This is a genomic window from Nocardia sp. NBC_00511 (assembly GCF_045161165.1).
In the GTDB taxonomy this organism is placed as follows: domain Bacteria; phylum Actinomycetota; class Actinomycetes; order Mycobacteriales; family Mycobacteriaceae; genus Nocardia.
In genome coordinates this window covers 2,376,933-2,389,289 of sequence record NZ_CP107849.1, presented here as the reverse complement: position 1 = coordinate 2,389,289, position 12,357 = coordinate 2,376,933, and the positions used below count along the sequence as shown (strand labels likewise).

Annotated in this window: 13 protein-coding genes; 5 read left to right on the top strand and 8 right to left on the bottom strand. The window is 67.0% G+C overall.

Annotated elements, in window-relative coordinates:
* Position 1 precedes the first annotated feature (1 nt).
* A complete protein-coding gene (locus tag OG300_RS11360; RefSeq protein ID WP_405494923.1) occupies positions 2-868 on the bottom strand; it encodes a class II glutamine amidotransferase in 867 nt (288 codons plus the stop codon).
* Positions 869-942: 74 nt separating this feature from the next.
* Between OG300_RS11360 and OG300_RS11355 the strand changes: the two genes are divergently transcribed.
* The 3 genes from OG300_RS11355 (at position 943) to OG300_RS11345 (ending at position 2,966) form a co-directional block, all read left to right on the top strand.
* On the top strand, positions 943-1,173 hold the full coding sequence (locus OG300_RS11355) for a hypothetical protein (protein ID WP_405494921.1): 231 nt from the start codon (positions 943-945) through the stop codon (positions 1,171-1,173).
* Between the two features lie 45 nt (positions 1,174-1,218).
* Positions 1,219-1,650, top strand: a complete 432-nt coding sequence (locus OG300_RS11350) for a nitroreductase/quinone reductase family protein (protein WP_405494919.1) — start codon at positions 1,219-1,221, stop codon at positions 1,648-1,650.
* A gap of 122 nt (positions 1,651-1,772) precedes the next feature.
* A complete protein-coding gene (locus tag OG300_RS11345) occupies positions 1,773-2,966 on the top strand; it encodes a site-specific integrase (RefSeq protein WP_405494917.1) in 1,194 nt (397 codons plus the stop codon).
* Positions 2,967-3,044: 78 nt separating this feature from the next.
* On the opposite strand, the gene OG300_RS11340 is transcribed toward OG300_RS11345, so the two are convergent.
* Positions 3,045-3,623: a helix-turn-helix domain-containing protein gene (locus tag OG300_RS11340; RefSeq protein WP_405494915.1), complete on the bottom strand. Its 579-nt coding sequence runs from the start codon at positions 3,621-3,623 to the stop codon at positions 3,045-3,047.
* Between the two features lie 138 nt (positions 3,624-3,761).
* Between OG300_RS11340 and OG300_RS11335 the strand changes: the two genes are divergently transcribed.
* Positions 3,762-5,369, top strand: coding sequence for a DHA2 family efflux MFS transporter permease subunit (locus OG300_RS11335; protein ID WP_405494913.1), 1,608 nt, complete (start codon positions 3,762-3,764; stop codon positions 5,367-5,369).
* On the opposite strand, the gene OG300_RS11330 is transcribed toward OG300_RS11335, so the two are convergent.
* The 4 genes from OG300_RS11330 to OG300_RS11315 form a co-directional block, all read right to left on the bottom strand.
* Positions 5,366-6,115: a MerR family transcriptional regulator gene (locus OG300_RS11330; RefSeq protein ID WP_405494911.1), complete on the bottom strand. Its 750-nt coding sequence runs from the start codon at positions 6,113-6,115 to the stop codon at positions 5,366-5,368. The genes OG300_RS11335 and OG300_RS11330 overlap by 4 nt on opposite strands.
* 14 nt (positions 6,116-6,129) lie before the next feature.
* Complete coding sequence (locus tag OG300_RS11325) at positions 6,130-6,900, bottom strand: ABC transporter permease (RefSeq protein WP_405494909.1); 771 nt, start codon at positions 6,898-6,900, stop codon at positions 6,130-6,132.
* Positions 6,897-7,892: an ATP-binding cassette domain-containing protein gene (locus OG300_RS11320; RefSeq protein WP_405494907.1), complete on the bottom strand. Its 996-nt coding sequence runs from the start codon at positions 7,890-7,892 to the stop codon at positions 6,897-6,899. Before OG300_RS11320 ends, OG300_RS11325 begins: the two co-directional genes overlap by 4 nt.
* Before the next feature lie 201 nt (positions 7,893-8,093).
* Positions 8,094-8,738, bottom strand: coding sequence for an FMN-dependent NADH-azoreductase (locus OG300_RS11315; RefSeq protein WP_405494905.1), 645 nt, complete (start codon positions 8,736-8,738; stop codon positions 8,094-8,096).
* 161 nt (positions 8,739-8,899) lie between these two features.
* On the opposite strand from OG300_RS11315, the gene OG300_RS11310 reads away from it, so the two are divergent.
* Positions 8,900-9,310 (top strand): winged helix-turn-helix transcriptional regulator, encoded by a 411-nt coding sequence (locus OG300_RS11310; RefSeq protein WP_405494903.1) that lies wholly within the window; start codon positions 8,900-8,902, stop codon positions 9,308-9,310.
* Between the two features lie 83 nt (positions 9,311-9,393).
* On the opposite strand, the gene helR is transcribed toward OG300_RS11310, so the two are convergent.
* Positions 9,394-11,562: an RNA polymerase recycling motor ATPase HelR gene (gene helR / locus OG300_RS11305; RefSeq protein ID WP_405494901.1), complete on the bottom strand. Its 2,169-nt coding sequence runs from the start codon at positions 11,560-11,562 to the stop codon at positions 9,394-9,396.
* A 232-nt stretch (positions 11,563-11,794) separates the two neighbouring features.
* Complete coding sequence (locus tag OG300_RS11300; RefSeq protein WP_405494899.1) at positions 11,795-12,334, bottom strand: helix-turn-helix domain-containing protein; 540 nt, start codon at positions 12,332-12,334, stop codon at positions 11,795-11,797.
* Positions 12,335-12,357: the final 23 nt, after the last annotated feature.

Here is a 12,357-nt window from a genome sequence, read left to right as displayed (position 1 = left end):
GCTACCGCGCCGACTGCGACGAGGCGGCCTTCACATCGAGGTCGGCGAGCGAAAGCAGGTGGCGCGGTGGCGTTTCCAGTACCCGCGCCGAGCGGACCTGGAGACGACCGTCGACGTGCAGCAGTTCCCCGGAGTCCAGCGGCCGCCATCCCGGGTCGTCGTCCATGCGTTCGCTGGCGATCACGACGGCGGGATGATCGACGAGACTGTCACTGCTCGCGGCGATACCGGTGCGGGCGGCATGCTCGAGCCGCCGATCCCCGTGCGGGCCACCGGCGGCGCGCTCGAGCACATACAGCTCGTGGGTGTCGGGATAGCGCAGTGCCCACAGCTCGTCGGCCGTGGTCAAGATCAGGTTGAGGGCGTAGAGCGGCAGTCGGTCCGCGACCCAGCGCACCGCGTCGGTGATTCCGGCGGTGACATCCCCGTGCTGATGGTCGATGCGCTGGGTGATCAGCGCGAAGAATCGTTCGGAGTCGGTGTCGCCGTGCACGAGTCCGCGATATTCGCCGAGTTCCGACTCGAGTTCGTCGAGGCCCTGCAGCACGCCGTTGTGGGCGAAGATCCGGCCGCGCTGTTCGAAGGGGTGCGTATTGCGCACCGCCAGACCGCCGGTCGAGGCGAAGCGTACGTGCGCGACGAAGGTGCGTGATTCGCGTTCGCGGGCCTCGTGCACGAAGCGCAGGTCCGCATAGGCCGCGATGGGCTGCTTTTCGACGAGGGGTGCGTCATCGGCGGTGAATGTGCCCAAGCCCACACCGTCGGGTTCGCGGTGGCTTTGCTGAATCAGGCTGTCGGGCGCGTCGAGCAGCCAGAACGTGGCTCGCACCCGCTGTGGCGCTGCGGTCGATCCGAACAACCGGCACATGCAGATTCCTTCTTTCGGATGAGAACACCCTGGGACTCCACGACAGACCGCCCACTGTGAGGGATGATTGGGCCATGTCGGACACGCCGTCTGTGCTCAAGCATCATCGTATGCCCGAGCATGACGCCATGCGCCTCTCGGGCACGGTGGAAGCAATGATGTGGAGTCATCGCAACTGTATCGAGGGCGATGGCGAGACCGAGCAATCCTGTGGACGGCGCAAACAGCTCCTGGAAATCCGGTCGGAACGGGGCTGGACCTGGTTGGTTCCCAAGCCCGACGCGGCCTGGCGGCTGCAACCGTAGGCGGGATACCGGAATGGGTTGCGGCACTCCGCAGTTGCAGCGCACATGAGCGAAGACGCGCGGCAACGGATGAATCTGGACGTGATCGAGGAGTTCCGGGCGGGCGGCGGGAAGGTCGGCGGCCAGTTCGCCGGAACCGAACTGCTGCTTTTGACAACAACCGGTGCGCGCAGCGGGGAGTCGCGCACCTGGCCGCTGGCGTACTTCGGCGACGGTGACCGCTGGGTGGTGTTCGCGGCCAACGGCGGACGGCCGAATCGGCCCGGCTGGTACCACAATCTGGTGGCGAATCCGGGCGGAGACGTCGAGGTGGGGACCTCGCGGTGGCAGGTCACCGCGTCGATCGCGAGCGGCGACGAGCGGGATCGGCTGTGGCGTCTCGGGCTCGCGAACGCACCGTTTCTGGCCGATTTCCAATCGAAAGTGGCCTGGGAGATCCCAATTGTCGTCCTCCACAGAGCAAACGGCCTGGTCTGAAACCTCTCAGCGCAGGCACAGCGGGTCAAGTCCCCTGATGAACTTCGGTCACCGTCGCATGTCGGACGGGATCGCTGAAAGCTAGCCGGGTTGCACAGTCTCCTTGCCGTAGGGTCGCAGTCATGCTGGAGCACACCACCATCGCGGTCCCCGACGAGGTGCGCACGGAGTTGCGGCGCGGGGTTCGCAGCGTCCTGGTGGACGCCGCGGCGCTGCAGCTGGTGCGGGATCGCTTCGATGATGTGCAGGCGGTGTCGCTGCGCCGCTATCTGGAGGCGTCGCAGTCGGCGAATACGTTGCGCGCGTACCGAACCGACTGGATCGCGTGGGCGGCCTGGTGTGCGGGCGAATCCCGGCAGGCGCTGCCCGCCGACGCGCTCGACGTGGCGGTGTATCTCGCCGCCGCCGCCGACGCCCGCCGCGACAACGGCGAATGGGCTTTCAGCGCAGCCACTCTGGAACGCAAGGCCGCCGCGCTGGCCGCGGTGCACGCCGCCAACGGCCTGCCCTCCCCTACTCGCTCCGACGTGGTGCGCCTGACCCTGCGCGGCATCCGGCGCACCCGGCGCACTCAGCCGAAGCGTAAACGCCCGGTCCTGCTGCACACCCTCGACCAGCTGCTGGCCGAACTGCCCGCCCCCGGCTGGCCGACCGAACCGGCTCGCCGCCGTGACACCCTGCTACTGCTCGTCGGTTTCGCAGGTGCGTTGCGCCGCAGCGAGATCGCGGGATTGCGGATCACCGACGTCCACGTCCACACCGATCACGCCACCGGCGAACCGGTGCTGCTCATCCAGCTTCCCACCACCAAAACCGACCCCACCGGCGTCAGTGAACAGCGTGTCGCGCTCCCCCGCGGCCAGCGCCCGCACACCTGCCCGGTCTGCGCCTTCGCCGACTGGATCCGCCTGCGCGAAGCCCACGCCACCACTGACCTGCGCACCTGGCTGTCGGCCACCCCACCCGCCGACCCGAACATCCACCGCTGCCACGGTTTCACCGGCACCACCCTCGCCGACCCGAATCTCCCACTCTTCCCGGCGATCTCGCGCCACGGCGGCCTGGCCGACACCGCCGTCTCCGGCCGCGCCGTAGCCGAACTCGTCAAGCGCTACGCGGCCCGCGCGGGCCTCGACCCCGACCTCTTCTCCGGCCACTCCCTGCGTGCCGGTTTCGCCACCCAGGCCGCCCTCGGCGGCGCCAGCGACCGCGAGATCATGCGCCAGGGCCGCTGGTCCAACCCACGCACCGTGCACGGCTACATCCGCACCGCGAACCCCTTGGAAGACAACGCCGTAACCAAACTCGGCCTCTGAGTTCCGCACCGCGGTCGCTGCGACAGGTCAGGTACGAGGGCCGCCTGATGCGCGGTAGGCATCGGTCGCGCTGATCGACTACGCGGGTGCGCCGACGGTGTCGCGCGTGTGGCCGCGTTGGGCGTCGCGGTCGAAGATGCCCAGGATCTCGCACGGGCCACCCTCGGCGCCGATGGCGTGCGGGAGCATGGTCGGGAACTCCGCGGCCTGGTTCGTTTCGACGCGGAAGCGCTTGTGGCCCAGCATGAGGATCGCGGTCCCGGACAGCACCACGAGCCACTCACGGCCGGGGTGCGCGCGCATTCGGGCGGGGTTGTCCGGCGGCGGTTCGGTCATGCGCTGGCGCACGACGCTCATGCCCGGCTCGCCCTTCATCGTCCAGCGCATCTGACCGTGCGCGGCGTCGATCATCGGGCTGGTGACTATGTCGTCGGCAGCGGTCTCCACCAACTGGTCCAGTGATGTGCCCAGGGCGCGCGCGAGGGTGACCAGCTGATCGAGCGCGAGCCGACGTTGGCCGTTCTCGATACGCGAGAGCGTGGACTGACTCAGGTGAGCGCGGATCGCCAGTTCCTCGAGCGACCAGCCCTGCGCCACCCGCAGTGCCCGGATGCGTTTGCGTACGAGGCTGTCCAACTCACCATCATTTTGCGTCATAGGCAAGATCCTATGCCTTTGGTGCAAGACGGGCTTACGGTCGCTGACAGGTGGTGGCCGGCGGGCCTCCGATCCAGCAATTCAGCGACCGACGATGCTTCGGCGCTGGCTTGGCATGCCCATTCCGAGAGGAAAACCATGACTACGAACCAACTTTCGCCGACCCCAGCCACCGAAGGCGGCGGAGATGTGCCCGGTGCGCGCGAACTCCGCGCGATCCTGATCGCCGTATCGGTCGCGCTGATGGCCGTCATCGCCTCGGTGTCCGGGCTGAACGTCGCCCAGACCCACCTGGCCGTGGAGTTCTCCGCTTCTCAGAGCACGGTCCTGTGGATGATCAACACCTACACCCTCGCCCTGGCCGCACTGCTGCTGCCGCTCGGCGCGCTCGGTGACCGTCTGGGCCGCAAGCCCATGCTGATCGCCGGGCTGGTCGTGTTCGGTGTCTCGAATGTTGTTGCGGCGCTGGCCCCGTCGGTGGCGCTCATGCTTTCCGCGCGCGTGGCAGCCGGTGTCGGTGCGGCGATGATCATGCCGATCACCCTCGCCGTCATCACCTCCACCTTCCCCGAAGAGCAGCGTGCGAAGGCAATCGGGGTGTGGACCGGTGTCGCCGGTGGCGGCGGGATCCTGGGCATGTTCCTCTCGGCCCTGCTCGTCGATGTCGCGAACTGGCGCTGGCTGTTCGCACTGCCGGTCGCCCTGGTCGTCGTCGCCCTGGCCATGACGTTGAAGTCGGTTCCCAACTCCCGTGAGCGCTCGGCGCACGCCTTCGACACTGTCGGCGCGCTGCTGTCCGCGGTTGCGGTGGTCGGTCTGATCTTCGTCCTGCAAGAGGGACCCGAGCGCGGTTGGACCGCACCCGTCACCCTGATCAGTCTGGGCGTCGGTGTCGCGGCCACGGTCGCCTTCGTGGTCTGGGAGCTACACCGCCGGGAGGCAGCTCTGCTGGATGTGCGCCTGTTCGGTGAGCGCGGCCTGGCCGGGGGTTCCCTCACGCTGCTGGTGCTTTTCGGTGTGCAAGCCGGGATCGCGGTGGTCCTGTTCCCGTTCTTCCAGTCCGTGCTCGGCTGGTCGGGACTGTTGTCCACCGCGGCGATCATGCCGATGGCCGTGATGATGATGGCGAGTTCCGGACTCGCCCCGCTGCTGGCCGCGCGCATCGGCGCTCGCGCGACCATGGCCACCGGCATCGCGCTGGCCGGTGCCGGGCTGGTGCTGATGGCCGCGATCGTCTCCGTCGACGGCGGTTTCCTGTCCGTGCTGCCCGGCATGGCGGCCATGGGGCTGGGAATGGGCCTGTCGATGACACCCTCCACCGAAGCGATCACCAGCTCCCTGCCGCGCGAAAAGCAGGGCGTCGCTTCGGCACTCAACGATGTCACCCGTGAGTTCGGCACCGCACTCGGTGTTGCCCTGCTGGGTGCGCTCGTGGCGACCGGCTACCGCAATGCCATCGACGACAGGCTCAACGACATCCCGCAGGGCACCGCCGACACCGCACGCCAAGGCGTCGCCAACGCCCTCGAGGCAGCGGGTAGCGCGGGCTCGCACGCCCAAGACCTGGTGCACGCGGCCCAGCAATCCTTCGTCGAAGGGTGGCAGCAGGCCATGTGGGCAGGCACCGCTCTCATGGGCGCGCTGTTCCTCTATATCGTCGTTCGTGGTCCGATGAACCACCGACCCACAGCGCAGGACGACGTCCGAGCAACCGAGAATGCCCGGCTGACTCCTGTTGAGCCCTAAAACAATTCGTCGATGACGCGGGCGCGCAGGTATGCGGTGAAGAGTTCGGCGAGGCGGGCCAGGCCGGGTGCGGTTCGGCTGAATCGGTCGATGATCAGGGCCTGTGTGGACTGGCTTCGGGATTCCAATGAGCTGTAGTCGATCTGGGTCACATCGAACTTCGCCGCGAGCCGGGCCGCGAGTTCGTCGAGGCGGGGGTCGGCCGGGTCCCACATGGCGGCGTCGACCCATTCCCGGTAGTCCGACAGCACCCTCGGATCGGTCAGGTTCTTCCGCTTCATCCGCGCCCAGTCCGCCACCTCGTCCGGTGCGACCGCGGACCACAGGACCCAGCCGTCGCGCTCCAATTCGACTGTCGATTCAGGGATTCCGAGGTCGCGGAGTTGGTCGAGCAGGGCCACCACGTCGGCAGCGAGGTACAGGCTTTCGCCCGCCGTGAGCAGGCGTACCTGCTCTTTGCGGTGGCGCAGGACCTCGATCTGCGCGTCGAGGTCCTGCTGGATCTGCGCGGCAGCCGCGGCGAGCGCCTCGGCGTCCGCCCGGATCAGTTCGGGGATGTCCCGCAGTGGGACGCCCGCATCGCGCAGCACTCGAATCCGGGTCAGTTCCATCACCGCTCGCGCGTCGTAGCGGCGGTAGCCGGAGCTGTCGCGGTCCGGCTCCGGCAGCAGCCCGAGCCGGTGATAGTGGCGGACAGCTTTGACGGTGACCCCGACATGCTTGGCGAGCTGTCCAATGGTCAACATCGTGTGCTCCTCGGCTACTGCGCGGCGCGACGGCCGAACAAGCTACGTGCCCAAAAGTATCCGGCGATGGCGATACCGGCGCACCAGGCCACCGCGAGCCAGGCATGGTCCGCGACCGGGCCGCCGTTCAACAATCCGCGCAGGGCCGAGATGACCTGGGTGAGTGGCTGATTGGCGGCGAACACCCGCAACCAGCCGGGCATGGTATCGGTCGGCACGAACGCTCCACTCAGGAACGGAAACAGCGACACGATCGCCGACAGGCCGCCCGCGCCGGTCGACGTCTTGGATGCCAGGCCGAAGGCGGTGCCGAGCCAGGCGAGCGCGAAGAGCAGCAACGACACCAAGGCGATCGCGGCGACCCAGCGCAGCGGGTTGGCAGTGGGACGGAAACCGATCGCCAACGCAACGACGATGACCAGTGCCAGACCGGCCAGAGTGCGCAGCGTACTGCCCACGACATGGCCGACCAGTACCGCGGAACGAGCGATGGACATCGTGCGGAATCGATCGACGATCCCCTCGCTGACATCGGCATTGACCGCGAGGGCCGTCGCCTGCACGGAATAGACCACGCCCATCATGAGGACGCCGGGCACGACGAAGTCGATGTAGCTCATATCCTCCGAATTCACTGCCCCGCCGAACGCGTAGTTGAACAGCAGCAGCATCACCAAGGGCAGTACGAACGACATGATCACCACGGCCGGATTGCGTGCGGTGTGCCGGAGCACGCGTCGCAGCATGGTGGCCGAGTCGGCGATCGTGTAGGCGAGAGTGGTCATGATCGGCTCACTTTCAGGTCGACGGCCCCGTTGGTGGTCTCGGAGGTGCCGGTCAGGGCGAAGAAGACGTCGTCGAGGTTCGGTGCGTGGATCGAGAGTTCTTCGACGGCAATCGTGGTGTCCGCGAAGCGATCTATCAGATTCCGCAACGACGCGAAGCTGCCATCGCTCGGCACCTGCAGGGTGAGCGCGTCGCCGTCTCGGAGGGATTCCCCGAGCAAAGTCGCCGCGGCGTCGAGCGCTGCGGCATCGGTAAAGCGAAGCGTCACATGTCCATCCGGCACGAGTAGCTTCAGCTCGGCCGGGGTCCCTTCGGCGACCAGCTTGCCGCCGTCAAGGATTGCGACACGGTCGGCCAACGCGTCGGCCTCCTCGAGCGATTGGGTGGTCAGGAAGATGGTGACCCCGCCAGCGGCCAGGCCGCGCACGATCTGCCACATCGTCTGGCGGCTGCGCGGGTCCAGCCCGGTGGTCGGCTCGTCGAGGAAGATGACCCGTGGGTTACCCACCAGACCCATGGCCAGGTCGAGCCGACGTTTCATTCCACCCGAGTAGGTCGACGCGTGCCGGTCGGCAGCTGCCACCAGGTCGAACTGCTCGAGCAGCTCGGCAGCGCGGCGACGGGATTCGTTGCGGGACAGATGATTCAGATCCCCCATGAGAATCAGGTTCTCCGCCCCGGTCAGCAATTTGTCGACCGCGGAGAACTGTCCGGTGACCCCGATGATGCCCCGCACCGCATCCGGATCACCGGTCACGCTGTGCCCGCCCACCCACATGTCACCGGCATCAGCACGAATAAGAGTGGTGAGAATCCGAACGGCCGTCGTCTTACCCGCACCATTCGGCCCGAGCAGGGCGAAGATCGAGCCCGCATCGATATCGAGGTCGATGCCGTCGAGCACGACATGGTCACCATAGGACTTCCGCAGGCCGGCCACTCGAATCGCAGACCCGGATTCCTGGCTTCTTTCACTGTGTTTCGATCGCACGATCCCAGTGTTGGACGTTGACCCAGGGGCAAGGTCAAGGCCGCCGACTGCAATGGGTCAGGGTCTCGGACGCTTCGGCGTGGATCCCGGCGGCCCGCGCGTTGGCCGCCGGGATCCACACGTTCACGCTCGGCGACCCAGTAGTCCGGGGATCACTGGACCCGTTGCGGGGCAATGGGATTGCCGAGACCGTGCCGTTGCTCAAGCCGCGCGGGGCGTACGTAGTGTGGAGGCGAGGTCGCGGGCCTGAGCGTGTGCGGCGGACATCGAGGCCTCGTGCATCGGCAACAGGGCGGAGAGTGCGGGTACGTGGGGTGCCATGGTGAGCTCCGGGATCACCGTGGTGATGTCGAGGCCGAGGAAGCGGTCCTCGCCCAGGATGGCCTCGAGTACGGGCACTACGAAGTCGAAGCCCTCGTTCGGGGCGCCGGGGCCGTAGCCGCCGCCGCGCGCGGAGATCAGTACGGCGGGACGACCGGCGGTCGGGGCGGTGCCGCCCGGGTGGAAGGTGCGCTCGTCGACCACGATCTGGTCGATCCAGGCCTTGAACACCGACGGCATCGTGAGGTTGTACATCGGCACCGTGAACAGATAGGCCTCCGCGCCGAGGAACTCCTCGATCAGCTGATCCTGTAGCGCGGCCGCCTCGGCCTGCTCGGGAGTGTGCACGGCGCGGTCGGTGATGCGGGCGGAGATGCCCGCGCCGCTCAGGTGAGGTACAGGGGTGGCGGCGAGGTCGCGGTGGACGACTTCACCACGCCACTCGTCGAGGAACGACCGGGCGACTCGACGGGAAACGGACGCCTCGCCGAGCGAGGAGGAGTCGATGTGCAGAAGGTACGACACGGTTGTTGCGCCTTTCGACGGGGAGCGAAGAGGAGGCGGGTGAGGCATCTTTCGGGCCTCTACCTCCAATTCATACGATTTGTTCGCAACGACATCCTGCGCCAGTATTGGAGGCGGTACAAAAGGCACACGGGTGTGCGTGACAGCGAGGAATGGGCGCTATGCAGGACAGAGCAGACGTCGAGATGGCGGCCGACTTCGGGCCGTGCGCGAACATCCCCGCCGACCAGATGGCCTTCATCCGCCAGGTACTGGGCCGGGTCGGCGACAAGTGGAGCATGCTGATCGTCACTGTCCTGCACGACGGCCCACTGCGCTACACCGACCTGCAGCGCCGGATACCCGGCATCTCCCAGCGCATGCTCACCCACACGCTGCGGCAACTCCAGCAGGACGGCCTGATCAACCGGACCGCCTACGCGGAGGTGCCGCCGCGCGTCGAATACACCCTCGAGCCGCTCGGGCACGGACTGCACACGATCGTCATGCAGTTGATCGGCTGGGTCGCGGACAATCACGACGAGATCAGCGCCAACCGGTCACGTGCCGACAGCTCGTCGTCCCGGCGGTGAGCAAACGCCTGCGACCGTAGAGGACGATACGAGAATGCCGCTGCCGGAACCGATTACGGTTCCGGCGTACCCCGCTTGCGTCCTCAGTCGGAAGCGAGGATGACCAGTTGGCTCGTGGAGCGGGTCATCGCGACATAGCGGTCGACCGCACCTTCGATGCCATCGCCGAAGCGGTCCGGGTCGACCAGGATCACCAGGTCGAATTCGAGGCCCTTCGCCAGTACCGGCGTCAGCGAACGGACTCGCGCGGTGGCCTGGAAACTGGGATCGCCTATCACACAGGCGATTCCCTCATCATGCTCGGCCAGCCAGGTTTCGAGGACCGAGTCCAGTTCCGTCACCGACCCGTGCCGCACGGGGATGCCGCTGCTGCGGATCGAGGTCGGGACATTGGCATCGGGAAGCGCGGCGCGAATGATCGGTTCGGCCTCGGCCATGACCTCCTCGGGGGTGCGGTAGTTGATGCTCAAGGCCGCCAACCGGATTCGATCGAAACCGACCCGCTCCAAGCGTTCCTGCCAGGTTTCGGTGAACCCGTGCCGGGCCTGCGCACGATCGCCGACGATGGTGAAACTGCGAGAAGGGCAGCGCTGCAACAGCATCTGCCATTCCGCATCGGTCAACTCCTGCGCCTCGTCGACGACGACGTGCGCGAACGGCCCACCCAGCAAATCCGGATCGGTGCCGGGCAGAGCGCTGCCGTCCACCAGATTGTCCTTGAGGTCCTGCTGGCGCAGCATCGTCATCACACCCTCGCCATCGTCGTGCACGGCAGAGGCGATCAGGTCGTCGATGACGTCGGCCATGCGAGCCCGCTCCACCGCGACGGCCGCCTCGTAGCGGTGCTTGTGCTGTGCCGCTTGCGGATCGCCAAGGCGATGCCGGGCCGCGTCCAGCAGCGGCAGATCCGACAGCGTCCAGGCCTTGGCGTCTGCGCGCTGCAAGGCGCGGACCTGCTCGGCGGTGAGCCAGGGCGCGCACTTGCGCAGGTAGGCGGGCACCGACCACAGGTCGGCGACCAGGTCGGCCGCCTCGATCAGCGTCCAGGAGTTGTTGAGCGCGGTGCGCAGTTCCCGGTTCTGCCGCAACGACTCCAGCAGCGGGCCGAGCGGCACGTCGGGATCATGCTTCTCGGCCAGGATGGTGAGCAGCACTTCCCAGATCTGCTCGTGCGCCTCGTTGTGCGGGGTGCCGGGTTCCGGGGCGCGGAACGCCTCGGCCCAATCCTCGGCGCTGAGCCACACATCGGCCCAATCGGATCCGACCATCATGCCCTTGGCGGGCGGGGTTTCGTAGAAGGCGACCGCCGTCTCGATCGCCCGCACCAGGTCCGCGGAGGATTTCAGGCGAGCCACCTCCGGATCGGATTCGGCCACCGCCCCGGCACCTTCGACGACGAGGTCACGCAGCGTGCACGACTGCACGCCTTCCTCACCGAGATTGGGCAGAATGTCGGCGACATACGCCAGGTAGGGCTGATGCGGGCCGACGAACAGGATGCCGCCGCGACGGTGCGCCAGCCGCGGATCCGCGTACAGCAGATACGCAGAACGGTGCAGTGCCACAACGGTTTTACCGGTGCCCGGGCCGCCGTCGACGATCAGCGCGCCCGGCGATCCCGCGCGGATGATCGCGTCCTGGTCGGCCTGGATGGTGCCCAGCACATCCCGCATCCGCGCGGATCGATTGCTGCCCAGGCTGGCGATGAACGCCGACTGGTCGTCGAGCGCGGCATCACTGGCGAGTCCCTCGGCGGTGAAGACCTCGTCCCAGTAGTCGCTGATGCGACCGAGCGTCCAGCGGTAGCGACGCCGCCGCAGCAGACCCATCGGATTGGCATGCGTGGCACCGAAGAACGGCGCGGCCGCGGGCGAGCGCCAGTCGACCAGCAGTCGGTTGCCGACATTGTCGGTGAGTCCGAGCCGCCCGACATACACCGGTTCGGACCGGTCGGCGGGCACGAAATGGCCGAGGCACAGATCCAGCCCGAAGCGGCCCAGCGCCCGCAGCCTGCCGGTCAGCTGACGCACCTCCTGATCCCGTTCGACCGCCTCCTGTCCCAGCGACACCGGCGCTTTGCGCACGGCCTCGAGCCGGTCGGTCAATTCACGTGTGGTCTGCTCGAGACTGAATCCGATGTCCGCGAAATGCTTGCGGTCATCGGCGATGAGCGCCGGGTCGGCCTTGGCGGCCAGCCGCTCCGGCAGGTTGAACACGTCGACGGTCAGCGGATTCACGTCGGCAGCACCCATTCACAACTCCTCATAACCGCAGGTTCCAGCGTCGATGAGCGATTGTGCGGCATCACCCGGGCCTTGCCGCAAGCCCCGGGGTGCGATATAAGTTAGAAGTGGGAAGGAGATTATCTCCTTCCTATTTTTGTTGGCGCATCCCTCGTGATCGCAGATCAGGACGTCGTCCAGCAATTATTGCCCGCCCGGCATCCCGATCTCGCTGAATTGCCATTGCGTGCCGTGGCCGGTACTACCGATCAGAAGTGGCGTCGCCGGGCAACAGGATGCTCGCGTAGATGCGGCGGGTGCGGTCGGGCGTCTGCGTGTTGGCCAGGCTGGGTTTGAGCACCTCGAGTAGCCGACTGCGTAGGTCGGCGAATTCGCTGTCACTGAGCCACATTCCGGCGAGGCGGTAGGCGACCTGGTCGCGGAGCAGGTCGATGTCGCCGCGCGCCAGGTAGCGATCGAAATCGCCGAGCAGTCCGGCTACATAGGCCATGAACGCTTGACGGTGGTCCTCGACGGTCATCGCTTCGACCTCGTCCAGTCCGAGGCTGGCGGCGCTCAGTCGGAGGACGTAGGTGCGTTCGACCGTGCCACGAATGCGTCGTTCGGCGACGACGGTGAGCACCTCACCGTCGACCAGACGGGTCATGTGGCGGTACAGGGTGGTCGGTGCGACGTCGGACAGCTCGTCTCGCAGCTGGCTGGTGGTCAGAGCTCGGTCGTTGAGAAACGCCTGCACGATGCGCAGGCGGATCGGGTGCAGGAGCAGATCCGCGGATGTCACGACAACAAAGCTAGCAGCAAGCA

Coding starts and splice junctions, on each gene's coding strand:
- OG300_RS11360 (WP_405494923.1), bottom strand. CDS start 868: ATGTGCCGGTTGTTCGGATCGACCGCAGCGCCACAGCGGGTGCGAGCC.
- OG300_RS11355 (WP_405494921.1), top strand. CDS start 943: ATGTCGGACACGCCGTCTGTGCTCAAGCATCATCGTATGCCCGAGCAT.
- OG300_RS11350 (WP_405494919.1), top strand. CDS start 1,219: ATGAGCGAAGACGCGCGGCAACGGATGAATCTGGACGTGATCGAGGAG.
- OG300_RS11345 (WP_405494917.1), top strand. CDS start 1,773: ATGCTGGAGCACACCACCATCGCGGTCCCCGACGAGGTGCGCACGGAG.
- OG300_RS11340 (WP_405494915.1), bottom strand. CDS start 3,623: ATGACGCAAAATGATGGTGAGTTGGACAGCCTCGTACGCAAACGCATC.
- OG300_RS11335 (WP_405494913.1), top strand. CDS start 3,762: ATGACTACGAACCAACTTTCGCCGACCCCAGCCACCGAAGGCGGCGGA.
- OG300_RS11330 (WP_405494911.1), bottom strand. CDS start 6,115: ATGTTGACCATTGGACAGCTCGCCAAGCATGTCGGGGTCACCGTCAAA.
- OG300_RS11325 (WP_405494909.1), bottom strand. CDS start 6,900: ATGACCACTCTCGCCTACACGATCGCCGACTCGGCCACCATGCTGCGA.
- OG300_RS11310 (WP_405494903.1), top strand. CDS start 8,900: ATGCAGGACAGAGCAGACGTCGAGATGGCGGCCGACTTCGGGCCGTGC.
- helR (WP_405494901.1), bottom strand. CDS start 11,562: ATGGGTGCTGCCGACGTGAATCCGCTGACCGTCGACGTGTTCAACCTG.